At 49.3% G+C, this 22,756-nt stretch carries 20 protein-coding genes and 2 tRNA genes; 3 read left to right on the plus strand and 19 right to left on the minus strand.

Translation table 11 applies throughout. From position 1 onward, the window contains the following. Nucleotides 1-80 precede the first annotated feature (80 nt). The 12 genes from ACEPSU_RS09185 to ACEPSU_RS09240 all read right to left on the minus strand — a co-directional run bounded on the left by ACEPSU_RS09185 (nt 81) and on the right by ACEPSU_RS09240 (nt 15,089). Nucleotides 81-1,874 carry a MucBP domain-containing protein gene (locus ACEPSU_RS09185; RefSeq protein WP_395321220.1) on the minus strand — a complete coding sequence of 598 codons (1,794 nt, stop codon included), beginning with the start codon at nt 1,872-1,874 and terminating at the stop codon, nt 81-83. 344 nt (nt 1,875-2,218) lie between these two features. Further along, nucleotides 2,219-2,692: an SsrA-binding protein SmpB gene (gene smpB, locus ACEPSU_RS09190; RefSeq protein ID WP_020088232.1), complete on the minus strand. Its 474-nt coding sequence runs from the start codon at nt 2,690-2,692 to the stop codon at nt 2,219-2,221. Between the two features lie 15 nt (nt 2,693-2,707). Next, nucleotides 2,708-5,116: a ribonuclease R gene (gene rnr, locus ACEPSU_RS09195; RefSeq protein WP_020088231.1), complete on the minus strand. Its 2,409-nt coding sequence runs from the start codon at nt 5,114-5,116 to the stop codon at nt 2,708-2,710. A 19-nt stretch (nt 5,117-5,135) separates the two neighbouring features. Continuing rightward, nucleotides 5,136-5,879 carry a carboxylesterase gene (locus ACEPSU_RS09200; RefSeq protein WP_020088230.1) on the minus strand — a complete coding sequence of 248 codons (744 nt, stop codon included), beginning with the start codon at nt 5,877-5,879 and terminating at the stop codon, nt 5,136-5,138. A 158-nt stretch (nt 5,880-6,037) separates the two neighbouring features. Further along, the gene (gene secG, locus ACEPSU_RS09205) at nt 6,038-6,274 is read right to left on the minus strand and encodes a preprotein translocase subunit SecG (RefSeq protein WP_020088229.1); all 237 of its coding nucleotides are present in this window, start codon (nt 6,272-6,274) and stop codon (nt 6,038-6,040) included. A 96-nt stretch (nt 6,275-6,370) separates the two neighbouring features. Further along, nucleotides 6,371-7,927 (minus strand): ClC family H(+)/Cl(-) exchange transporter, encoded by a 1,557-nt coding sequence (locus ACEPSU_RS09210; RefSeq protein ID WP_395321224.1) that lies wholly within the window; start codon nt 7,925-7,927, stop codon nt 6,371-6,373. A 59-nt stretch (nt 7,928-7,986) separates the two neighbouring features. Beyond that, on the minus strand, nt 7,987-9,141 hold the full coding sequence (locus tag ACEPSU_RS09215; protein ID WP_395321226.1) for an LPXTG cell wall anchor domain-containing protein: 1,155 nt from the start codon (nt 9,139-9,141) through the stop codon (nt 7,987-7,989). Nucleotides 9,142-9,260: 119 nt separating this feature from the next. Further along, the gene (gene eno / locus ACEPSU_RS09220) at nt 9,261-10,580 is read right to left on the minus strand and encodes a phosphopyruvate hydratase (RefSeq protein ID WP_020088226.1); all 1,320 of its coding nucleotides are present in this window, start codon (nt 10,578-10,580) and stop codon (nt 9,261-9,263) included. Nucleotides 10,581-10,688: 108 nt separating this feature from the next. Further along, the gene (tpiA, locus tag ACEPSU_RS09225; protein ID WP_395321228.1) at nt 10,689-11,447 is read right to left on the minus strand and encodes a triose-phosphate isomerase; all 759 of its coding nucleotides are present in this window, start codon (nt 11,445-11,447) and stop codon (nt 10,689-10,691) included. 143 nt (nt 11,448-11,590) lie between these two features. Next, the gene (locus ACEPSU_RS09230) at nt 11,591-12,793 is read right to left on the minus strand and encodes a phosphoglycerate kinase (protein WP_395321230.1); all 1,203 of its coding nucleotides are present in this window, start codon (nt 12,791-12,793) and stop codon (nt 11,591-11,593) included. A 187-nt stretch (nt 12,794-12,980) separates the two neighbouring features. After that, nucleotides 12,981-13,991: a type I glyceraldehyde-3-phosphate dehydrogenase gene (gene gap, locus ACEPSU_RS09235; protein WP_020088223.1), complete on the minus strand. Its 1,011-nt coding sequence runs from the start codon at nt 13,989-13,991 to the stop codon at nt 12,981-12,983. A 69-nt stretch (nt 13,992-14,060) separates the two neighbouring features. Continuing rightward, nucleotides 14,061-15,089 (minus strand): sugar-binding transcriptional regulator, encoded by a 1,029-nt coding sequence (locus ACEPSU_RS09240; protein ID WP_395321233.1) that lies wholly within the window; start codon nt 15,087-15,089, stop codon nt 14,061-14,063. Between the two features lie 254 nt (nt 15,090-15,343). Between ACEPSU_RS09240 and ACEPSU_RS09245 the strand changes: the two genes are divergently transcribed. After that, nucleotides 15,344-15,415: transfer RNA gene (locus tag ACEPSU_RS09245), tRNA-Arg, on the plus strand. A 187-nt stretch (nt 15,416-15,602) separates the two neighbouring features. Here the strand turns inward: ACEPSU_RS09245 and ACEPSU_RS09250 are convergent. Then, the gene (locus ACEPSU_RS09250; RefSeq protein ID WP_395321235.1) at nt 15,603-16,214 is read right to left on the minus strand and encodes an ECF transporter S component; all 612 of its coding nucleotides are present in this window, start codon (nt 16,212-16,214) and stop codon (nt 15,603-15,605) included. A 263-nt stretch (nt 16,215-16,477) separates the two neighbouring features. On the opposite strand from ACEPSU_RS09250, the gene ACEPSU_RS09255 reads away from it, so the two are divergent. Then, nucleotides 16,478-16,549: transfer RNA gene (locus ACEPSU_RS09255), tRNA-Arg, on the plus strand. Nucleotides 16,550-16,751: 202 nt separating this feature from the next. Here the strand turns inward: ACEPSU_RS09255 and ACEPSU_RS09260 are convergent. Both ACEPSU_RS09260 and ACEPSU_RS09265 read right to left on the minus strand, forming a co-directional pair. Continuing rightward, entirely contained in the window at nt 16,752-17,489 is a 738-nt protein-coding gene (locus ACEPSU_RS09260) for a LiaF transmembrane domain-containing protein (RefSeq protein ID WP_395323361.1), read from the minus strand. Between the two features lie 6 nt (nt 17,490-17,495). Then, nucleotides 17,496-17,942, minus strand: a complete 447-nt coding sequence (locus ACEPSU_RS09265) for a LytTR family DNA-binding domain-containing protein (RefSeq protein WP_020088219.1) — start codon at nt 17,940-17,942, stop codon at nt 17,496-17,498. A gap of 308 nt (nt 17,943-18,250) precedes the next feature. Here ACEPSU_RS09265 and clpP point away from each other — a divergent pair, with 308 nt between their 5' ends. Next, a complete protein-coding gene (gene clpP / locus ACEPSU_RS09270) occupies nt 18,251-18,847 on the plus strand; it encodes an ATP-dependent Clp endopeptidase proteolytic subunit ClpP (RefSeq protein ID WP_395321239.1) in 597 nt (198 codons plus the stop codon). Nucleotides 18,848-19,010: 163 nt separating this feature from the next. On the opposite strand, the gene whiA is transcribed toward clpP, so the two are convergent. The 4 genes from whiA to ACEPSU_RS09290 all read right to left on the minus strand — a co-directional run bounded on the left by whiA (nt 19,011) and on the right by ACEPSU_RS09290 (nt 22,640). Then, nucleotides 19,011-19,949 (minus strand): DNA-binding protein WhiA, encoded by a 939-nt coding sequence (gene whiA, locus ACEPSU_RS09275; protein WP_020088217.1) that lies wholly within the window; start codon nt 19,947-19,949, stop codon nt 19,011-19,013. A gap of 4 nt (nt 19,950-19,953) precedes the next feature. Continuing rightward, nucleotides 19,954-20,967 (minus strand): uridine diphosphate-N-acetylglucosamine-binding protein YvcK, encoded by a 1,014-nt coding sequence (gene yvcK, locus ACEPSU_RS09280; protein WP_395321241.1) that lies wholly within the window; start codon nt 20,965-20,967, stop codon nt 19,954-19,956. Further along, complete coding sequence (gene rapZ / locus ACEPSU_RS09285) at nt 20,964-21,848, minus strand: RNase adapter RapZ (protein ID WP_020088215.1); 885 nt, start codon at nt 21,846-21,848, stop codon at nt 20,964-20,966. The genes yvcK and rapZ overlap by 4 nt, the downstream gene beginning before the upstream one ends. Before the next feature lie 249 nt (nt 21,849-22,097). Further along, complete coding sequence (locus tag ACEPSU_RS09290; protein WP_395321243.1) at nt 22,098-22,640, minus strand: HdeD family acid-resistance protein; 543 nt, start codon at nt 22,638-22,640, stop codon at nt 22,098-22,100. Nucleotides 22,641-22,756 lie beyond the last annotated feature (116 nt).

A 22,756-nucleotide genomic window follows, 5' to 3' on the forward strand; every position in this document is an offset into this window, starting at 1 on the left:
AAGCAACGACCACCGGGGGACGCAAATCTCGAAGAAAGCCATTAAAAAGCTGCAGAACCAAGTCCTGCAGCCGTTTTCCCTTACTCAGCGATAACCAATTTTTTGTTGGCAGTAACATACTTGCCGTTGGTTAACTGGAACCGCGTCGTTTTATTAAATTTCACAATCTTTCGAATTTTGAGTTTTTGACCAGACTTGTAGTGATTCTTTTTAGTCTTTAAGGATTTCTGCTGATAAGCATTAATCCCTTTCGCGTTGATCACCTTAATTGCCTTGGCCTTCGAGGCATAGTAAACGGGCGAGACATAGGCGTGCTTGGCCGTCACGTAGCCGGTCTTCCCCGCTGTCTTGGAATTGTGATTGACGTCCTTGACCTTGTACCGCAAATTTCCCTTCTTAGAGGTTGCAAATCCGGTTACCACAAACATCGGTCGGTTCGTCCGCTTGGTCTTAGCATACCAATGTTTGAGCGACTGCTTCGAAAAGTTTTTGGTCTTATACAGCCCAACCTTCTTCGTCGCGTAGACCACGCTGGCCATAGGAGCAATTGCCGCAGCGTCCCCACCGGAGACCACGTTCGGTGCATAGTGGAAGGTCACCGTTTGGGCCTGCTGACTAAAGGTCCCATTGGCTTGACCGACCGTCTTGACCAACTTGTAGCCACTAAAGGCCCGTTGATCAGCTGTGTAGGTTGCTCCCAATTGGCCAGTCAACGTCACGTCATCCGCTAGTCGCTGCCCATTCTCGTCCAAATATTGAACGGTGACGGGTTGAACATTTTCGCTCGGCGTAACTGGCGGCGTGACCGGTGGTGTCGTTGGTTCGATGACCCGGTTGACCGGCTCCCAAACGTAGGTTTCCACGCTCTTAGGGTTGTCCGTCCCGTTGTAGAGGTTTGTGATATCATCTCCAGTCGCGTACTTGGCTCCCAGCGGATTGCCGACTGTGCCATCGCCAACGGCTTCCCAGACGCCGGTAAAGTCGTCTGGCATGTTCTGCCGCGGCGTGTTCAGGCTAGTGGTCCCCTTGAAGTGCGCACCTGGACCTAACGTCAGCGTTGTGATGATTGTCGTCCCGTAGAACATACTGCCTCCAGTAAATTTAGCGGCCGGTGCGAACTGTGGCAATTTAACCACTTGCGCCCCACTACTGAGAAACATATACATCGCACTAGTCAAACTATTAAAGCTTCCTTTAGCGAAGTTAACCTCTTGCAAGCTTCTCGTCTGGTAAAACATATCCGTTGTCGTTGTAACTTTATCCATGTTAAAATTCGACACATCCAGATTCTCGACGGATTTCTGGCCATAAAACATGAACTGCATTGCGGTCACGTTTGCTGTATCGAAGTGGGAAACATCAATGTCGGTCGTCACAGAATCTACATTACTAGCCTGAAACATCCCGTTCATCGTGGTCGCCTGAATCGTATCCAATCGATCCAAATGTTCATAGGCCGTCACGTCACGTAACTGGGCAAAGAGGTAACTGGCATCTGCAGGTGTCTTCACCGTACCATCCAAAACGACCTTGGTGACTTGGTCGGCTGCCGCCTGTGCCTGAGCACTTGTGGGTGTCGTAACACCGTCCTCGGCCGTTGCAATTTGCGCGGCCAATTGACCAACTTGGACCGGTAAACTAGTGTCTTCACCCAATATTCCAGCGCCCAAGTGCAGTTCACCACTCGCAGTCAAATACCAGTCAACTGACCCGTAACGACCGGCTGCCAAGTTATCCGCCTTAGTCGTCGCGTCGGCCGTCTTAGCCGTTGCCTGAGTAGCCACTACTGTCGACCCATCTGCCAGGGCCGTGACTGGCGCCGCGGCGATACCCAAGGCCAAACTTAGCAATAGCAGATTAACTTTCAAATTCATTTTAAACTCCCCCTTGATGTGCTCCCCCTACTCAAGTACACGGGTGCTTTCTTGCTTTTTATCATACCATCGTTAACTATCTAATGAAACATATTTTTGTAACAGTTAACGTTTTATGTCCGAATGTATCCGTAGCTTACTATTTTTACTAGCGTTTGCGTTTGTTGTTTAAATAGACAAAGTCACTGTTACTCTGCGAGCTGGTCCACTCTGAGCATCGGGTGTGGCTAGCAAGTATTTGCCTCCAAGACTTAATTTACATAATGTTTCGATTTAACGATAAGCCATTAATTATTCACAAAAAAGCCACCTAAACTTTTTCAAGTTCAGGTGGCTCACAACTATTAGTAACGCTTCATGACCCGGGCAATCTGCCGGTCCTGTTCACGCCGCTTAATCGTTTCTCGTTTATCGAATTCCCGTTTCCCATGGGCGACCCCGATGAGAACTTTCGCAAACCCATGTTTCAGGTAGACTTTAAGCGGAATCAGGGTAACCCCTTTATCCTGAGCAGCCAACCCGAGGCGATGAATCTGCTTCTTATGCAACAACAACTTACGATTCCGCAATGGATCGTGATTGAATCGGTTACCGGCCACGTATTCATTGATGTGGACGTTCATCAACCACGCTTCACTATTGCGAATCTGCGCAAAGCCATCCTGCAAATTGATACGCCGTTCCCGAATCGATTTGATTTCGGTCCCGGTAAGGACAAGTCCTGCTTCAACGGTTTCCGTCACAAAATAATCATGCCGGGCTTTCCGATTTTGGGCAAGCAAGTCGTCCGGATTCTTTTTAGACTTTTGTTTAGCCAAGTGCTGTCACCTCGCTTAGTGCCGATCACCCTGCGAGTTATTACGGTGTTGCCCACCATTACCGTTGCTCCGGTGGTTACTCCCGTTATTCCCGTGTTGGTTGGTTGATCGTTGGTTCCCATTACGGTGATTACCGTTGTGGTTACCACCGTGTTGGTTTCCGTTGTTATTATGATTATTGTTCCGGTTATGGAAATTGCCATTGCCGTTGCGACCACCGCGTGAACGGTGTTCTCTCTTTGGCAATAAGTCACTAACCGGCGCGGACTCTGGGTTCAGTAACTCAAAGTCAATTTCGCTTTGTTCCTTATCAACGTGGATGACTTTGACCCGAATCTCTTGGCCAATCTTGTACGTCCGCCGCGTGTTCCGACCAACTAAGGCCAGGTACTTTTCGACGTATTCGTAGTAGTCATCCTGCATCCGACTGATATGAATCAAACCTTCAATGGTGTTTGGCAGTTCGACGAACATCCCAAACTTCATGACGGAACTTACGACGGCGTCAAATTCTTCACCGACGTGATCAGCCATGTATTCAGCCATCTTCATGTCATTCGTATCGCGTTCAGCGTCAATTGAGCGCCGTTCGGCTTCGGAAGTGTGTACCCCGATTTCTTCCAAAATCGGTGCAAACTTTTCCTTGCTGGCATCATTGATCCCGTGGTCTTCGTAGTAATGAATCATCCGATGAACCATGGTATCAGGGTAACGCCGGATTGGCGACGTAAAGTGGGTGTAGAACTCTGCACCCAACCCAAAGTGACCTAAGGATTGGTCAGCGTAACGGGCCTGCTTCAGACTCCGTAACATCATGACCGAAACCATGGCTTCTTCAGGCTTCCCAGCAACTTGCTTCAGAATACCTTGCAGCATCTTAGGACGTAAGTGGTTAGGATCACCCTTAACGTTGATTCCAAAGGCCGTCAAGAATTCGAAGAAGTTCCGGACCCGATCGCCATCTGGCGTTTCGTGAACCCGGTATAGGAATGGTACTTTGGCACGGAAGTAGTGTTCCGCAACCGTTTCGTTGGCAGCCAACATGAAGGATTCAATCATCCGTTCAGCCATCCCACGCGTCCGCAACTTAACATCGATGGCGTGACCCTTGTCATCCACGATGATTTCTGCTTCGCGGTCGTCAAAGTCAATGGCCCCACGACGCTTCCGTTGCTTAACCAAGATCTTGTGAAGTTCGCCCATGTCTTCAAACATTGGGACGAGTTCCTTGTAACGATCCATGGTAACGGCATCGTGTGATTCCAAGATGTTGTTAACGGCCGTATAGGTCATCCGCGCCTTAGAACGCATTACAGATGGGTGAATCCGGTGCTTAACCACGTGACCTTCAGGGTTGATTTCCATGTCACAGCTCATGCACAACCGTAATTCGCCCTCGTTAAGCGAGCAAATACCGTTGGAGAGACGCCGTGGCAACATTGGAATAACCCGGTCAGTCAGGTAGACACTGGTCCCCCGCTTGTAGGCTTCCTTGTCCAGAATGGAATCTTCTTTAACGTAATGGGAAACATCGGCGATATGAACCCCTAAGTGGTAGTTCCCGTTATCGAGCTTCCAGACCGTCACGGCATCATCCAAGTCTTTAGAAGACTCACCATCAATGGTGACTAAGTCTTGGTTCGTAATGTCTTCACGGCCCTTCATTTCTTCAGGGAGCACGTGATCTGGAATCTCGTCAGCGGCCTGCATGACCTCTTCGGGGAATTCTGATGGGATGTTGTGTTGGTAGACAATCTGTAAGATGTCGATACCAGGATCGTCCACGCTACCGATAACTTGCTTGGCAATCCCAACCATGGCATCTGGATGCGCATCGCTCGGGTATTCGGTAATTTCTGCCGTAACCACTTCACCGGGCGTTGGGTTCAAGCCCACGTCCGTCACGTAGAACTTGTACTTCATAACCTTCTTGTCCGTCAAACGAACTTGGCCCAAGTAGCCTGCATCATCGTCGGTCTTCATAAACTCACCGACAACTTGTTCGTAGTGGTGTTCCACAATTTCCGTGACTTTACCTTCGGGACCCTTACCGCTACGGGGATCGCCGGCTCGAACGATTTCAATCTTAACCGTATCACCATTCAAAGCGCGTAACGTATTGTTAGGCGCAATGTAGGCGTCTGGTTCGATCTTATTCTCGTCGTAAGCCACGAACCCAAAGCCCTTGTCATTGCCGTGGAAAATCCCGGTCAATGTCCGCTGGCTTGGATCGAGCTGAAAATGGCCGTGTTCAGTCACTTGAACTAAGCCGTCCCGTTCCAGTTGCGCTAACTCCTGCACGATCAGTTTGAAAGCAGCTGAACCGTGGTAATGGAGTGCATCTGAAATATCTTCTACTGTGTAGTTCTGGTCCGAGTGTGCCCGGAAGAACGCTGTTAAATCACTCTTTAAATTATCTTGCACTATCGATTCCTCGTTATTTTTAAAAGATTGTGTGTAAATACGTCAATATATCTGCCTCAAGGGCGTGATGCGCCGTGTTGACCGTCAAAACGTGGTCCGCACCGGCATACTCATGAAAATCAATTTGTTTGCTAGGATACGCTTCCGCCAGCCACTGCCCCGAACGCGGATCAATCATTTGATCGGCCGTGCCCTGCGCAATAAAGACGGGTTGTTTAACCTGGTCTAAATGCGTGGCCGTGGTGTCTGTAAACGCCTGAATTGCCGTCAACTGCGCCGGTAAGTGTTCCTGAATCCAAGCCATCCGGTTGGCGATCTCTGGGGCATCCAGGTGTTGTTGCTGATACGTGGCCCGGGCCATTTGGATGAAGGCCTCAGGAACGTGCGTCTGCCCCCGAAAGACAACGGGAGAGGCAATCGTTCCGCCCCCCACAAGTTGCGGGTCTGCCTGCAACGCACGCGTCGCAAACAATCCGCCGAGCGACAGACCGAAGATGGCAATCTGCTGATACCCACGCCGCCGGAGTGATGCAATTGCATCACGCGTGTCCTGCCACCATTTCTGTGGTGACCCCTCGCGTAAAATATCGGCGGGATCACCAGTCGCGTGCCCGGTGAAGATTGGTGCAAGCACGGTGTAATTTTCACTTTCTAGCCGACGAGCCAGCAAGCGCATATCGTTAGAACTACCCGAATAGGCGTGCAGTAAAATAACTGCGTGAGGCCCCTGCTCAAAGAAGAGCGGGGTTGGTTTTCGAATCATGTAAAACCACCACTTTCCGCTATTGCTGAGATAGTCTTCGTGAACATCGTCGATTGCGACGATTCAGGAACGCCGTTGTGGGCATTCCTAGGCAGGTTCTCTGCCTGCTGCTAGGTGGAAAAAAGCCCCCTGTAGCGAATAAACAGGAGGCTTAATGTCTAGTGTGAAGAAAGGTAAACTAACCCCAATGCCAGTCCAAAGAAAAGAGCTCCTAAGACGACCGTAACTTTTTGCATGAACGCTTCAAACCCACGGGGCTTAGACTTAGAGAATAAGTCATCGGCACCACCGGATAAAGCGGACAAAGCATCATTAGTCTTAGCAGGTTGCATCATTACCGCAATAATGATCAAAACACTGACAATCAAAATACAAGTCATTAAAAAATTATACACAAATTTGCCTCCTACCTATCGAATAGGTCTAATAGGTCTAACTATACTCTTCCTAATTTATCATAGTCGGGCCGGTTTTACCAGTCCCGCGCTCACTTAATCCAGCAGTCGGTGGGGAGAATTATTCAGTTTTGCCAACTGTTGCCGGACATAAGCCCGGTTGTGCCGGTACGTGAAAATAATTAAGGTGTCTCCGGATTTAAGGATGGTATCCCCGTTTGGAATGACTTCCCGTTCTCCTCGGCGCACCGCCACTAATAGCGAGCCATCGGGCCAGGTTAAATCACGCACCTGTTGGCTGTCAAACCCAGAATTCTCGCCAATCGGATACTCCACACGATCTGCCACGCCATCAGCGTTGGCCTCGGCAGGCTTAACCAGCTGCCGGAGCATTGCTTCGTAGATTGGCGCGCCACCTAAGACGTCCACGGTAATGTACGCCACAATGGCGACTACTGCTAACGGCATCAAGTGATGCAACGTCCCCACCATTTCGGTAATCAGTAAGATCGCCGTGAAAGGCGCCTTGGAAATTCCGGCAAAGTATCCCGCCATGGCATAGATAATGAAGTTTGCCACAAAAATCGAAGGCAACCATCCCAACAGGACGAAAGACCGGGCGCCAATTGCTCCCAACAATGCCCCTAAGGTGAGAATCGGTAAGAAGATACCACCCGGTAACCCCGCACCATAACTCACCGTGGAGAAGCAGAATCGTAGAATGAAGTACCCAATCAAAGGAATCAGAAGTGGCGTTTGCTTGGCAAAGGTCACGATCATCTGATTACCACCACCTAAAGCTAGTGGCCACATCAATCCGATTGGAATCACCAAGAGAAACGGGACGACACCATCTAAGTGCCGCGGTAACCAAGTCAATTTCGCATACCACTTACCAACACGAAGCGTCACCCATTGGTAACCGAACCCTAGCAAACCCAGACCAATCCCCAAAACCAGCAGTAGCCAGTAATATTTCAACGGCAACGCCTGCTGGTAATTGATATGGAGAACGGGCGTCAAACCAAAGACACCATTGGATACAAAGTTGGCAACGACAGCACTGGTCAGTGCCGTCAACCAGACCAACGTGGAAAAACTGTGATAGACCTCTTCTAGAATAAACAATGTCGACGCGATGGGCGCATTAAATGCCGCGGACAGCCCGGCAGCGGCACCGCCGGCAATCACCAGCCGCCGCTGCGTTCCGGTAAATCCTAAGCGGTAGGCCAGTCCCTGAGCAACGGTCCCGCCAAGCTGAATCGACGGTCCTTCTCGCCCCAGAAAAAGCCCGGAGCCAATCCCCAGGACCCCGCTGACGAACTTCTTCCACAGCACCGGCCACCAAGCATAGTCGAGTTCCCCCGCTAACTGCCCTTCAACTTGTGGAATCCCAGAACCCTTGATCATCGGCGTCTGTTTGACCCAATGTCCGATTAGAAATGCGATGGCTACCAGCAAGATGGCCCAGGGAATTAGCCACCACGGATGCTGACCCAACCAGCCATAAATTCCTTGTACCAGAATCAACATGTGTTCGATCAATAAGCGAAAAACGCTGACGACCGCACCGGCAAATAGCCCGACAATGGCCCCAAAGAAAATGGCCTTTAATCGTGTTAGATCGGGTTGTATTTGACGTTTCTCCTGCATGATTGATTCCTCCGTTGTGTTTTAGTCCAAGAACTAGTCTATCACAGTTTTAGCGGATATCAGTGGAGAAATCGTCGGAAGCGAACAATGCTCAATCCTGCTAGCGCTACCATTCCCATCAGACTCCCCTTTGAGGTTTGTTCATCAGTTTGCGGTAATCTTCGGCCTGACGACGAGATATGCTGCAAGGGGGTAGCGGTCCGGTGTGGCTTCGGCTGAGAGGCCGTTGCCGGCCGCTTAGTCGGCTTGGACGGACCCGCCGCATCAGTTACTGCTGCACTGCCATCAACGGCCGTGACTGGATGCTCAGCGAGTTCTGAGGTGTGGTCTAGATTTGTCGCATTGATAGGACCTTCAGGCGTATAAATGACGTTTGGTTTGGGGACGGTAACTGGATACTCATCGACTGGAACGACCAATTCTGGATGCGTAACGGGTAAGGTTCCGTGCGGCTGCGAGGGCTTAAGCGGAAATACAGGTGACGTCGGCAACTCTGGTTGGCCAGAATGTGTTGGCAGTCCTGGATTGGTTCCCGTTGGCAACGTTGGCTTAACCCCCATCCCCGGCTGACCAGAATTGGGCTTGTCAGTAGTATCTGGTTCGGGCGCTGGTTTCTTATCCGGTAACGGTTGTGGCCTACCTTCATTGGGATTGCCGTCAGGCTTAGTTGCGCCGTCTGGCGTTGGCTTAGCTGTCGATTCTAGCGGCACCACCTTAATGTTCCAGGTTCCATCCCCAGTGGCCAAACGATTTTTATCCTCAGGGGTAACCAAGCGATACCCAGTCGGTGCCTCAATAATCATTTTACCGCCCTTCGTAAACTTGGCTGAAGACGTATGCGGTTGTCCAATAACTTTATTGTTAAGATCTGTATACTTAACCGTTACCTTTACCGGCTTGCCAGAACTGTTATAAGTCCATTTCAAGGGATAGTTAAGTGCCGTAAGTGGCGCCGATTTGGCCGGTGCGTTCAAGAATTTGAGATCCGGGTGATAAGCGAACTCCTCTTTCGGCGTGACCCATTTCTTTTCAGTCGCATACAACCATTTACTGGCTACTTGATCACCATCGTTAATGGCCGTTACGTAATATTCAAGCGTCACTTCAAACTTTTGACCTTCATCTGCCAGTCCCACAACCTGCCCGCTACCGACCAACAGCCCGCCAACGAATAAGCCCACCATCACACCATGTTGCCAGTTCATCTTCATCATTTGAATTCCCCCTTATACTCCTTAACTACGTAAAAAATTACGAAATAAACTTGGGAAATCAAAAAAAGTGGTATTTACCCACAAATGAGTAAATACCACTTTCAGATTAAACTTTTGAATTACTTGTTAACGATGGCCAAACGTGCGTCTTCGTCCAAGTTGTAGAAGGAGTGAATCCCCTTGTATTCGGAAGTCTTACCTAATTGGTCTTCGATCCGCATTAATTGGTTGTACTTAGCGATACGTTCGCCACGGCTCATTGAACCAGTCTTGATTTGGCCGGCGTTCAAAGCAACAACTAAGTCAGCAATAGTCGTGTCTTCAGTTTCACCAGAACGGTGAGAGATAACGGCCGTGTAACCAGCTTGCTTAGCCATTTCAACGGCTTCAACAGTTTCAGTCAAAGTACCGATTTGGTTCAGCTTGATCAGGATAGAGTTACCAACACCCATCTTGATACCCTTAGCCAAGTAGTCCGTGTTCGTAACGAATAAGTCGTCACCAACGATTTGGACCTTCTTGCCTAAGCGCTTCGTAGCCATTTGCCAGTCTTCCCATTCGTTTTCGTCCAAAGGATCTTCGATGGAAACAACTGGGTACTTGTCAACGATACCTTCAAGTAAGGTAACGAATTCTTCAGCAGTGTATTCCTTACCGTCACCCTTAAGTTCGTACTTCTTGGTGTCGGCATTGTAGAATTCTGATGAGGCACAGTCAAAGGCGATAGCAACGTCCTTACCAGGTACGTAGCCGGCGTTCTTGATAGCTTCGACTAAGATTTCGAATGGTTCTTCGTTGTTCTTCAAGTCAGGAGCAAACCCACCTTCGTCACCAACGGCAGTGGAGTAACCCTTTTGGTTCAACAGGTTCTTCAAGTTGTGGAACGTTTCGGAACCCATCCGGATTGCTTCAGTAACACTCTTGGCACCAACAGGCATGATCATGAATTCTTGGAAGTCAACCTTGTTGTTGGCGTGCTTCCCACCGTTGATAACGTTCATCATTGGCGTAGGCAATACGTGACCATTGAAACCACCAAGGTAGTTGTATAATGGTTGGCCTAATTCATCAGCGGCAGCCCGTGCAGCAGCTAAGGAGACACCTAAGATAGCGTTAGCACCCAGCTTACCCTTGTTTGGCGTACCATCAAGGTCGATCATGGCTTGGTCGATAGCACGTTGGTCAGTTACATCGTAACCAACGATTTCCTTGGCAATAAGGTTGTTAACGTTGTCAACGGCCTTAGTAACACCCTTACCCATGAAACGACTCTTGTCGCCATCACGAAGTTCAACGGCTTCGTGTTCACCAGTTGAGGCACCAGAAGGAACGATCCCCCGGCCCATAGCACCGGCTTCGGTGTAGAGTTCAACTTCAACAGTTGGGTTACCACGAGAATCTAAGACTTCGCGTGCGTAAATATCAGAAATAATAGACATTTTTTGTATTCTCTCCTTATGAAAGTTTGGCTTCACGGGAACAAGACAACCATCCCATGCTTTATTCTATAAGTTTAACTTTGAACTTTCAATCACAATTTTACCGTTTTACAAATTTTGGTAGTTTGCAAGTTGGATAAATGACTGTTCTTCGAGGCTAGAACCCCCGGCTAACACGCCATCTACGTTGCCTCGCGTCATTAAACCTGCAATGTTATCAGGTCTAACACTACCGCCATATAAAACGCGAACCCCGTTAGCGACTTCATCGGAATAAATATCGGCTAACGTTTGGCGAATCAGGTAACAACCATCTTCGGCCTGGTCGGATGATGCCGAATTGCCACTGCCAATCGCCCAACTAGGTTCATAAGCAATCACGATCTTAGCAGCATCTTCAGCGCTGACCCCTTTCAGGGCGGCGGAGACTTGGTTAACGACCCAGTGGATCTTTTCCCCGGTTTCCCGGCGACCCATGGTTTCGTCACAACACACGATTGGTGTCATCCCGTTGCGCAACACGGCGAGAACTTTACGGTTGATGACATCATCCGTTTCGTTAAAGTAGCGCCGCCGTTCGGAATGACCCACGATGGTATAAGGAATCCCCATCTCATGAAGGGCCTTGGGACTGGTTTCACCCGTATAGGCCCCCTCGTCTTCGTAGTAACACGTTTCCGCAGCGATCTTCAGCACATCGTCCTGATTGGCATCTAGCATCGTCTGTAAGAACAATGCCGGTGCCGCAATCGCCGTTTCCACGGTATCAGCTGTCGGTAATTTACCCTGAACCGCTTCAATAAAGTGGCGCGCTTCAGTGACCGACTTATTCATTTTCCAGTTACCTGCAATCAGGGGTATCCGCAACCTAATCCACCCTCTCCAAAAATAAATTGACTACGCCCATCATCTTACCGAATTCGCCACTGATTAGCCAGTGAAGCGTCTTCGTGATTGACGACCGTCACAATAAAAAGCCGTGATGACCGGCACCACAGCTCTTTATGAATTTACTTATCAGAAATTGCGGCAATTCCTGGTAACGTCTTACCTTCAAGGTATTCCAGAGAAGCACCACCACCGGTAGAAATGTGGGATAACTTGTCAGCAACACCGAGTTGTTGAACGGCAGCAGTGGAGTCCCCACCACCAACAATGGTCTTGGCTTCAGTCAAAGTTCCTAAGAACTTACCGATTTCCAAGGTACCTTCTGCATAATTACTCATTTCGAAGACACCCATTGGGCCATTCCAAACAACCGTCTTAGCTGACTTCAAAACATCTTCGAATTCAGCAACGGACTTAGGTCCGATATCCAAGGCCATGTAGCCATCAGGAATATCGCCATCAACCGTCTTGTGAGCGGCATCATTATCGAACTTTTCAGCAACCACGGAATCAGAAGGCAGAACCAACTTGTCGCCGGCCTTGTCTAAGATTTCCTTAGCTAAATCGATCTTGTCCTTTTCAACCAATGAGTTCCCAATCTTCATACCCTTTGCAGCGTAGAAGGTGTAGGTCATCCCACCACCGATAAGGATCTTGTCAGCCTTAGCTAACAAGTTGTCGATAACACCGATCTTGTCGGAAACCTTGGCACCACCCAAGATTGCAACGAATGGGTGTTCAGGGTTGTCCACGGCGCCACCGATAAAGGTGATTTCCTTTTCCATTAAGAAACCAGCAGCAGTTTGGGCCATGTTAGAAGCGATACCAACGTTGGAAGCGTGGGAACGGTGAGCCGTACCGAACGCATCGTTAACGAAGACGTCACCCAATGAAGCCCAGTACTTGCCCAATTCAGGGTCGTTACCGGATTCACGCTTAACATTTTCGCCATTCTTAACGTCTTCGTAACGGGTGTTTTCCATAACTAAAACATCGCCGTTGTTCAAGCCGTCAATAGCGTCTTCAAGCTGCTTGCCTTCAGTCGTTGGAACAAAGGTAACTGGCTTGTTCAACAAGTTTGACAACCGTTCTGCGACTGGACGCATGGACAGTGCTGGCTTGTCTTCTTCCTTCTTGATCCGACCTAAGTGGGATAAGAGAATCGCCTTGCCACCGTGTTCGATGACGTACTTGATAGTTGGTAATGCAGCAACGATACGGTTATCGTTACCGATCACACCGTCTTTGATTGGGACGTTAAAGTCGACCCGCATCAGGACTTTTTTGCCCTCTAAGTCTAAATCAGAAACTGTTAATTTAGCCAATTTAGAAAACCCTCCTTGATTGCTTATCAAAATAAAAGATTACTTTCACAATATACAGCACTTACCTTCAGATTTCAAAGGACTTGTGCGATTTTTTAGGCCCAATGAAAAACGCGTCGGAGAATTCCCTCCTCCGCCGCGTCTCATTGAATATTTAAAATTTTAAACGACTTGCGCCGCTAGCTGATTAAAGCGTAGCGAAGTGCAATAAAGTACGAACCATGTTGCAAGTGAAGCCCCATTCGTTGTCGTACCAAGCAACAGTCTTAACTAATTGCGTGTCACCGGCAGTCGTAACTTCCGTTTGAGTTGGGTCAAATACGGAACCATGAGGGTCATCGATGATGTCAGTTGAAACAATTTCGTCACCGTTGTAACCAAAGGCGTCGTTACCTTCAGTGTGCTTCTTGATAGCATCGTTGATTTCGTCAGCAGTAACCTTCTTGTCCAGAACAGCTACTAATTCAGTCAATGAGCCGTCAACAACACCAACACGTTGTGCATGGCCTTGTAACTTACCCTTTAAGTCAGGGATAACTAAACCGATAGCCTTAGCAGCACCAGTAGAGTGAGGAATGGTGTTGATGCTTGCGGTACGGTTGTTACGCATCTTCTTGCCACGAGGGCCATCCAAGATCATTTGAGTAGAAGTGAAGGCATGGATAGTCGTCATAGTCCCAGCCTTGATGCCAAATTCTTCGTTTAAGAAGTATGCCATTGGGGCCAAGCAGTTGGTCGTGCAAGAACCAGCAGAAACGATAACATCGTCTTTGCTCAATACGTCCAAGTTAACACCTGGAACAACAGTCGTAACAGCACCGGCTGGAGCGGAGATCAATACCCGCTTAACACCAGCATCGAGGTGAGCTTGTGACTTTTCTTCGGAAGTGTAGAAACCGGTACATTCGAGGACGAAGTCAACACCGTCGTTCTTAACCCAAGGAATGTCTTGAGCCTTTGGTTCAGCGTATACAGGGTATTCCTTGCCGTCAACCACGATACCTTTGTCCGTAGCTGAAACTTCGCCAGGGAAACGACCATGAGTTGAGTCATACTTCAACAAGTAAGCTAACATTGAAGGTGTCGTCAAATCGTTGATGGCAACAACTTCGATGTCACTTGAGTGGAGTTCGTGAATCCGCTTGAAAGCCAAACGGCCGATACGTCCGAAACCATTAATACCAATCTTTACAGTCATACTGTGATTTCCTCCTTCAGGAAGCAAATAAAGAATAATTTTTTTAAAAAGCAGTACGTGTTAAGTGTATCACTTTTTTAAAACAAAGTCAGCAGCTCCTTCATCAGTTATTAACCAAGTCGAAGCTGGCGCTAAATGCATGTAGGCCGCAATAGCAGCACCCTTTTCGGCACCGCCGGCAACAGCGATTACTAATTCTTTAGCGGCTAAATCGGCGATATCGACGCCGATGCGAGGAAATTTACTTACCACGTGACCTTCAGCATCAAAGAAATGGCCAAAGGCTTCCCCTACCGCATGGGCCGCCGTTAAGTCGGCAATCACATGCGGTGAAATCTTTCGACGCTTGGCCATCACGAATGCCTGGCCAATGCCGTGAATCACAACGTTACTCTGAGCAATCAACTGCAAAACCTCGTGAATGGCTGGTTCCGCAAACAACGGCTTATAAGTAGCGGTTGTCAGTTGCTCAGGGACAAACAGTGAGCGAAACTCACCATTAGTCTGCTGCGCCATCTGGGCGCTGACCGCGTTGGCTTGAATGGCTGGTGATTCACCGACCCCACCACGCGCCGGCACAAACAGCAGCTGCCGATTAACCGACAATGCTGGCGTCAGTGCTGACGCGACGGCGGCCATAGTGTGTCCCCCCATCACCGCAACGGTACTCTTTCCTAGAGGTAACTGATCCGTTAAGACTTGACCAGCAGCCTGCCCCATCCCCATCAGGGACCCGGTAGGCGCCGTGCTATCTCCCGGAACGATTGTACAGTGTGCAATGTGTAGCTTCTCAGCTAGCTGGACTTCACGCTCCCGCCAGCCAGATAAGTCATCCATGACGGGCTCTAACCCTCGTAAGAGTTGTTGCCCGGCAGTCGTGATCTGCATACCCTTCACTGACATCTGAATGAAACCCAGTTCAGCGAGGGCATCTGTCGTCGTCCGAATCGTCCGCTCGGAGCAGGCCAAGCTAGTCGCTAAGGTTCGCCGACCAACCGGTTGAGTATTCGCAATACCTTGCAGGACACGGAACCGATTGGTTAGCTTGGTCACCATTTGGGGGACGATTGCTTCGACCCACTGCCAATCTTCACGCATCCAACTTACCTCCTAGTGGGACGATTACCGACCAGCGGTGGCAGATAAACGCCCACCCCGGTCAAAAAAATTCAGGCCAACCAGAGCTAACCTTACGTTTGTAAGTATATCCTCTCAACTACGAGATTGCAAGGCAATCCTCCCGAAGATTTTCGACCCATTTTCTCGGAAAATAAAAATATTTACACGAGCCCTTGAATTTATATTCAGCTTCGGGTATAGTAATTAGGTGCTCAAAAAAGCATGCGTGTTATGCGCCCGTAGTGTAATGGATCGCACGTAAGATTCCGGTTCTTGAAATGGGGGTTCGATTCCCTCCGGGCGCATCACTACCAATTCGGCAAGCTCATCCCTCGTGGATGGGCTTTTTTTATGCTCAGTTTTCGCCACAAAAAAGCTTGGGATGTGATCCCAAGCTCTACTGTTCTCACGTTTAGATGGTCAAAGTGTGTATCAACAAGTCGCCGGCTCCGCTTAGCGCCACCAACCACTTTTGATTCCACTCACTCTGGCTTATTTCAATATTTGGGCGCTAATTTTATCCCACCGGCGTCGTAACGGTACGGCAATCAGCGGTGCGACCAGCACATCCAGCACCAATTCTGGAACGGCGTTGGTCACTAGTGAAATCATCAGGACATACCCCAGCGTCTGATTACCCTTGGCACCAAAGGCCGTCGCAACGGCCGGTGTTTGATAGAAGAAAAAGACCATACCGAGCACTAAAATCGTATTTGTTAAGGCCGCCACCGCCGCTGCCACCCGCATTGAACGGCGCATCGACCATTGACGTTGTCGACCCCAGAGATAGACGAGTCCGGCGGCAAGGCCCATCAACAACCGTGGAACGACCGATACTAACGGGTTCGTAAAGACCAACGGTGCCACTGGACTCGACGGCCAAGTGAAGGCCCGAATAAACGTAATGAGTCCCCAAAAGCCCCCGATCAGCAGACCATCCTTAGGGCCCAACGCGGTTCCAGCCACAATGACCGTCAGTCCAATCAGCGTCATGCTGAAAGGTCCCAGTGGAATATACCCCAGAAATGGGAAGATATTTTGTACCAAAACGATTGCCATCAACAGTGCATTCACGACGAGGCGAAAGGTTTTATGTCGCGTCATTTTAAGTGACCTCCACGTAAAGTTAATGCCGATATTATAGCATGATTTCACAGCTTGTGGGAAATTGCACCACTGCCAGATTTTTCTCAGTTTTAGCCGCTTCAGGTGACCTATCACCTGTGTGTCTTCTTGAACCACCGTGCCAACTGTCTTAGACGGAGCGAGAACCGCATCAGGCCAAGTGATTTCCGTCTCTCACCATAAACTAACTTGTATTTTTATCCAAAATCAGTTATAGTAGTTAAGGTGTTGTTAACCACTATGCGCCCGTAGTGTAATGGATCGCACGTAAGATTCCGGTTCTTGAAATGGGGGTTCGATTCCCTCCGGGCGCATCACTACCAAAGCGGCAAGTCCCATCCCTCGTGGATGGGACTTTTTGTTACCCCAGGATTAAGTCGCCCCATCACTAGTCAGTACAGTCAGTGGTGCCCCTGACTAGAGTGCCCGCTGGCTCACCCAAGTTCTCTTCTCAGAAGCGATGCCGCAAAAAAAGAGCTTGGTGGCCATTTCCAAGCTCTTCGTTCGTCACTTAAATTAAATATAGATGATTGTCAGGCCACCCAGCGAGACACGTCCGGTAATGACGACCAGTGGGTCATCTGTTCCTGCGGGTTCGCCCGTCGTCTCAATGGCTCCCAGGTTTGCATCCACATCCGTCTTAACGTTCCAGGAAGTTGGCAAATACAATTGCACTCCACCCAGGTGAGCATCGATGTTAATCGTCGCCCCCTGGTCGCTCAGCGTCACGTCATCAAAGTATAGTTTGGCATCCCCCATGGAGACCTGAACATCCGCCCGTCGAAAATCGACCGACTGCAGGTAACGAATGCTACTACTCATGCTGACATTGACCGTGATATCCGGATCGTTCAGCGTTTTCACGTCTTCTTCATAATGATGGGACCAATCACCGTGATGGTGGTGCGACCAATTTCCCTGCGTCTTCCAATTGTAGCGGTACCAGCGCTTGGGCCGAATGATCAGTGACAACCCTAGCGACAATAAGACTGCCGCAATTAAAATTGTCCACGGAGCCAAGGCAACGATCCCCAGCGGCTTAGCAAAAATAATTGCTAGAAAAGCCAACGAGAATACCATCCCCCACACGGCTAGATGCATCAAGCTCTCAACGAACGCGGCGACCAGGAACACCCCGAGCAGCAGTGTCCAAACGCCTACGTGCGTGCTAAAGATACCCAGCTGACTCGTCACGAGAACGACTGCCCCAAGTACCAGAAAGACACCCCAGAACCAATTTGCGCGTTTACGCATCATTCATTACCCCTTTTCCTCTAATGCACGTTTCAACGCCTGATAGTAGCGGCGAGAGACGTAGAGTTGCTTGTGTGAATTTTGAAATTTAACCAGATTTCCCGTAACTGATCGGGTCAGTGAGAAAACCTGCGTGCGATTGAGAATGGCCGACTTGGAAACGCGCATAAACTGCGGTGGCAAATCCGCCGCCAATTCATAGAGTCGTTGGCCCGTGGTATACATGGCCGTTGCGGTATGCACCGCCACCTGATGGTCACTCGCCTCAAAGAACAGGATGTCCGTCAGGTTAACGCGATAGTTCTCACCGTGCCAGCTGAACGTCAACTGTTGCGTCGTATCGGCCGCGTGAATCGCCGCGACTAGCTGATCAACCGCAGCCGTCCGCGCCGGTACCCGAATAGTGACCTCCGAATCGGATAATTCGGGATCAACCTCCACATGAATCTTCAAGTCGCCACCCCCTCTCGTCTCTATAAGTTAACCATAGGCTTACCTAAAAATAAATAGGTTAACCGTAAGTGGTCACTTTCTTGGCGTAACCGGTCATTTTGAGTGATAGAATACGTGACGTTTAGTCAAATTCTGGTATGATAGTTCTAGTCAAATGGTTGTGGGCGTGAATCCAGAGACGCCAAATCAAAGGTTAAAAGAACGAAGTCATATTGTTTGACCTACTTTGACCATAGCGGTACACTAACAACATGTTAGCAAAACGCTAGCCATTTCTACGTTAAATTAATAAGGGAGGCTATCTTGTCATGAATTTAGTACCTACAGTTATTGAACAATCATCCCGTGGCGAACGGGCCTATGATATCTATTCACGACTTTTAAAAGACCGGATCATTATGCTTTCCGGCCCAATCGAAGATGACATGGCAAACGCCATCATTGCACAATTGCTCTTCTTGGACGCCCAAGACTCCACCAAGGACATCTCACTTTACATCAACTCACCCGGTGGTGTGGTTTCTTCCGGCTTAGCCATTTACGATACCATGAACTTCATCCAATCCGACGTGCAAACGATCACGTTGGGGATGGCAGCTTCCATGGCTAGTGTCTTGGCTTCATCCGGGACTAAGGGCAAGCGGTTTGCCTTACCTCACGCCCAAGTCTTGATTCACCAACCATCCGGTGGTGCTCAAGGTCAACAGACTGAAATTGAGATTGCCGCTCGTGAAATCTTGAAGACGCGTGAATTGATCAACAAGATCTTGGCCGACAACTCCGGTCAACCCGTTGAACGGGTCAACAAGGATACTGAACGGGACAACTACTTGAGCGCTCAAGAAGCCGTTGATTATGGTTTAATCGACCACATCATGGCGAACAGTAGCGAACAAAAGAAGTAAACGTGTTTTATAATCGCCTAACGACTCCGGTCGGTGGGCGATTTTTTTGTTTTCAGTTAATCATTGTCCCCCACAATACAACAAAAATGGAAGTAACCGGCATCCATGCCCAGCTACTTCCATTTTAATTTGAATTTTTAATTGGACTACTCACAATACCAGATTAGGCCGAAGCCTCTTCGCGTAACTGCTTAGCGTAGTCGTTGATTTTTCGCAAGCGGTGATTGATCCCGGACTTAGAGATTGGCCCACCAGGAACCAGATCGCCCAGTTCCTTCAGACTAACTTCTTTGTGTGCCAACCGCGTCTCAGCCACTTCACGCAGCTTTACTGGCAACTGACTCAGACCAACCGTGGACTCGATGAACTGGATGTTATCGATCTGCCGTGTTGAGGCGTTGGCTACCTTGTCCAAGTTAGCATTTTCGCAGTTAACTAGTCGGTTGACGGAGTTCCGCATATCCCGCATGATTCGAATGTCTTCGAATTTTAGCATGGACGTCGTGGCCCCAATCAGAGACAGGAAGTCCGCGATTTCCTCAGCACTCTTCAAATAGGTGATGTAACCACTCCGCCGCACAATGGTCCGCGCGTTCAGGTTATAGCGATTCATCATCTCGGCAATCATCTGGTTATGCTCTTCATATAGAGAGTAGATCTCCAAGTGATAACGACTGGTCTCGGGATTGTTGACCGAGCCCCCAGCCAAGAAGGCGCCACGCAGGTACGACCGCACGGACATGTCGGAATCCAAAATTTCGGCCGGAACCGACTCCAATAGCTGCATACCGTCAAAGATACCCAAGTCGGACAAGACTTCCGTTACCCCCGTCTTGACCCGGACAATGTACAGATTGTTTTTCTTTAGCTTCATCTTGCGCCGCACGAGCAATTCACTTTCCAAATCATAGAACCGCTTAAGTAACTGGTACATCCGCCGGGCGATGGCAGGATTTTCCGTCTGAACGTTCAGTACGAAATGGTGGTTCGCTAACCCCAAGGCACCGTTCATCCGGATCAACGCAACCAGCTCGGCTTTGGCGTTCTCACGGTGGACCTCAAGGGTCGTTAATTCTTTCTTCACTTCACTGGCATACGACATTTCGTTAAAGCCTCCGTTTCATCCGATAACGTGGCTGGCCAATCAGGTTCAAGAGTTCATGAACGACCTCTTGCCCGTTGTGAAAAGCCCCGTTATCGCGTAATTCAAGAAAGTCCGTTGAGATGACCCGGCACCCCTGATCACGAAGTCCCTGGAAATCATGACGCACCGGCTGAGACATTTCATCCCAGCGCTGATAGTCAATGTACTGGTCAGGCACCTTACGGGTGTTGACCAGCACAGTATCAATAAAGTTTTCGTTTAAGTGTTGATTCAAAACACGAACGTGATCGGCATCGGTAAAGTTTTCGGTTTCACCCTTCTGCGTCATGATATTGCAGATGTAGACGACCTCCGCTGAGCTTTCCTTCACAGCTTTGCCCACACCTTCAATCATCAGGTTGGGGAGGATACTGGTAAACAGACTCCCGGGTCCCAACACAATCTGATCGGCATCCATAATGGCGTCAATCACCTGTTGGACCGCCTGCGGTTGATCGTGGTGATCACTGGTTTCCACCCACACCCGTTTGATCAGCTTGTGCGCCGCGGTGATCTCAGACTCCCCACTCAGCGTACTGCCATCGGCGAACTGCGCGTGCAATTCCAAGGGTTCGTTTGCGGCCGGATAGATGTGGCCGTTGACCCGCATCAGTTGGGAAAGCTCTTGGACAGCATCAAAAATACCGCCCCGCATTTCCGACAAGGCGGCAATGATTAGGTTTCCAATGGCATGGCCGGCAAAGAAATCATCAGTCGTTTCAAATCGGTATTGAAATAGTTCCTTATAAATGTTGGGAATCTCGGCAAGCGCCACCATGACGTTTCGAATATCTCCAGGCGGCACCACGTTCACGTAATGCCGAATGATGCCTGAAGAACCGCCGTCATCGGCAACCGTAACCACCGCGGTAATATCAACATCGCGGTCGCGCAGATTGCTTAGGATGACTGGCAAGCCAGTCCCCCCGCCAATGACCACAATCTTGGGCCGGCGGGTACGCAATGGATCTCTCATGATCGGTTAGCGGACTCCTTTCGCTTCTCAATGTCGCGATGGGTCATGTGAACTGGATACGTGTTTCCCAGCTCCCGACCAATACGCGTTGCCAAGGCGACGGAACGATGTTGACCGCCCGTACACCCTATCGCAATGGTAAGGTTAGCCTTACCTTCCTTTTTATAGCCCGGCACGATGGTCGTGAGGAGCTTGATAAATTGTTCGTAGAATTCCTCGGTTTGTGGTTGCGCCATGACGTAATCGTAAACTTCCTGGTCCTTCCCCGTTAAATTCCGTAACGCCGGAATGTAGTACGGATTGGGTAGGAACCGGACGTCCATGACAATATCGGCATCGATGGGCAACCCATACTTAAAGCCAAACGACATGACCTCGATGTGAAAGACCTGTGCGGATTCAGTCTCGTAGTTATGGAAGATTTCTTCCCGTAACTTACGTGGACTCAGCGACGTCGTGTCAATGACGAGCTGGGCCGCCTGTCGAATTGGTGACAGCAGGCGCCGTTCACGCTGAATGCCCTCCATAACCCGACCATTTCTAGCCAGTGGATGGGAACGCCGGGTCTCCTTGTAACGGGAAACCAGCTCTTCATCGGACGCGTCCAGGAATAAGACCTGCGCGTTCATCGTACCGTGGACCGCCACATCGTTCAACATATTGACGATTTCATCGTAAAATGCCCGGGACCGTAAATCGATAACCAAGGCAATCTTCGAAAGCTTGCCAGATTCACGGACCAAATCCCAAAACTTGGGGAGTAACGAAGGCGGCATATTATCAATACAGAAATACCCCAAATCTTCAAAGCTCTGCATGGCGACGGTCTTCCCGGCACCACTCATCCCAGTTATGATGACTAAATGGATTTCATTTGTCATGGCTCTCCTCCAGCTTCTTTTAAAAACGTCTTTAAGCAGTATAACACACCGGGCGTGTCTTTCCCTAACAATTCCCTTAAATTCCGAAAAAGAGTGCCTAAACTGCGGTTAACTTTGCGTGATTAACAGTCCCAACCACAAAACAGTCGCGTTAAACTTTCGGCTTTTATCAGCAGTCTCCAAAAAAGCAGCCGTCTTAACCTGAATTGGCCAAGACGACTGCTCTACGTTCAATTTAAGCGTGATAGTTTAACGGCTACGCGCGATGGAGATCCAGATGGCATTGACCCCAAAGATGGCGAAGAAAATGGCGATCAGCCCGTTCAGTGACAAGGCCGCTACAACGGGGTGAACGAATAACATGATCCCCACAACCAGAGCCAACACGTCAAAGATGATTGACAACCAGAAGTAAACGCCACCGAAGCTTCGTAGGTGACTGGCAACCAGTAAACGTTCTAACGAATCAACGATAAACCACAGTGCGAATAGGTACCCCAGTGTCACGATGGCACTGTTCATATCGAAGAAGAAAACCACCGCAATTAGGATATCCAAGATTCCCAAAACTAACGCAAAGTTGGCCCGCAAACCGGTTGCCTCGTGCAGCTTACTGTAACCCGCAATCGTTGTCATCCCACTCAGTAGCGCCATAATGGCAAAGATGATGGCTAGACCAGTCAAACCTATTTTAGGTGAGCGAAAAAGTCCAAACGCAGCAACTAGGAATAAAATGCCGAGAATAAATTCGCTCCAGTCAAAGCCCCAACGGGTACGATTAAAATTAAACATTGTCTGTATCTCCTCACAACTTCGGTCAGGTGTTGACCGGTTTCCAACTATTGTACTGGTTTTCGGCAAGGTAAACAAGTTCACTTAACTAAAACGGGCGTTGAAACCGCCACGTG

This window comes from Levilactobacillus parabrevis (assembly GCF_044051715.1).
Classification (GTDB): domain Bacteria; phylum Bacillota; class Bacilli; order Lactobacillales; family Lactobacillaceae; genus Levilactobacillus; species Levilactobacillus parabrevis.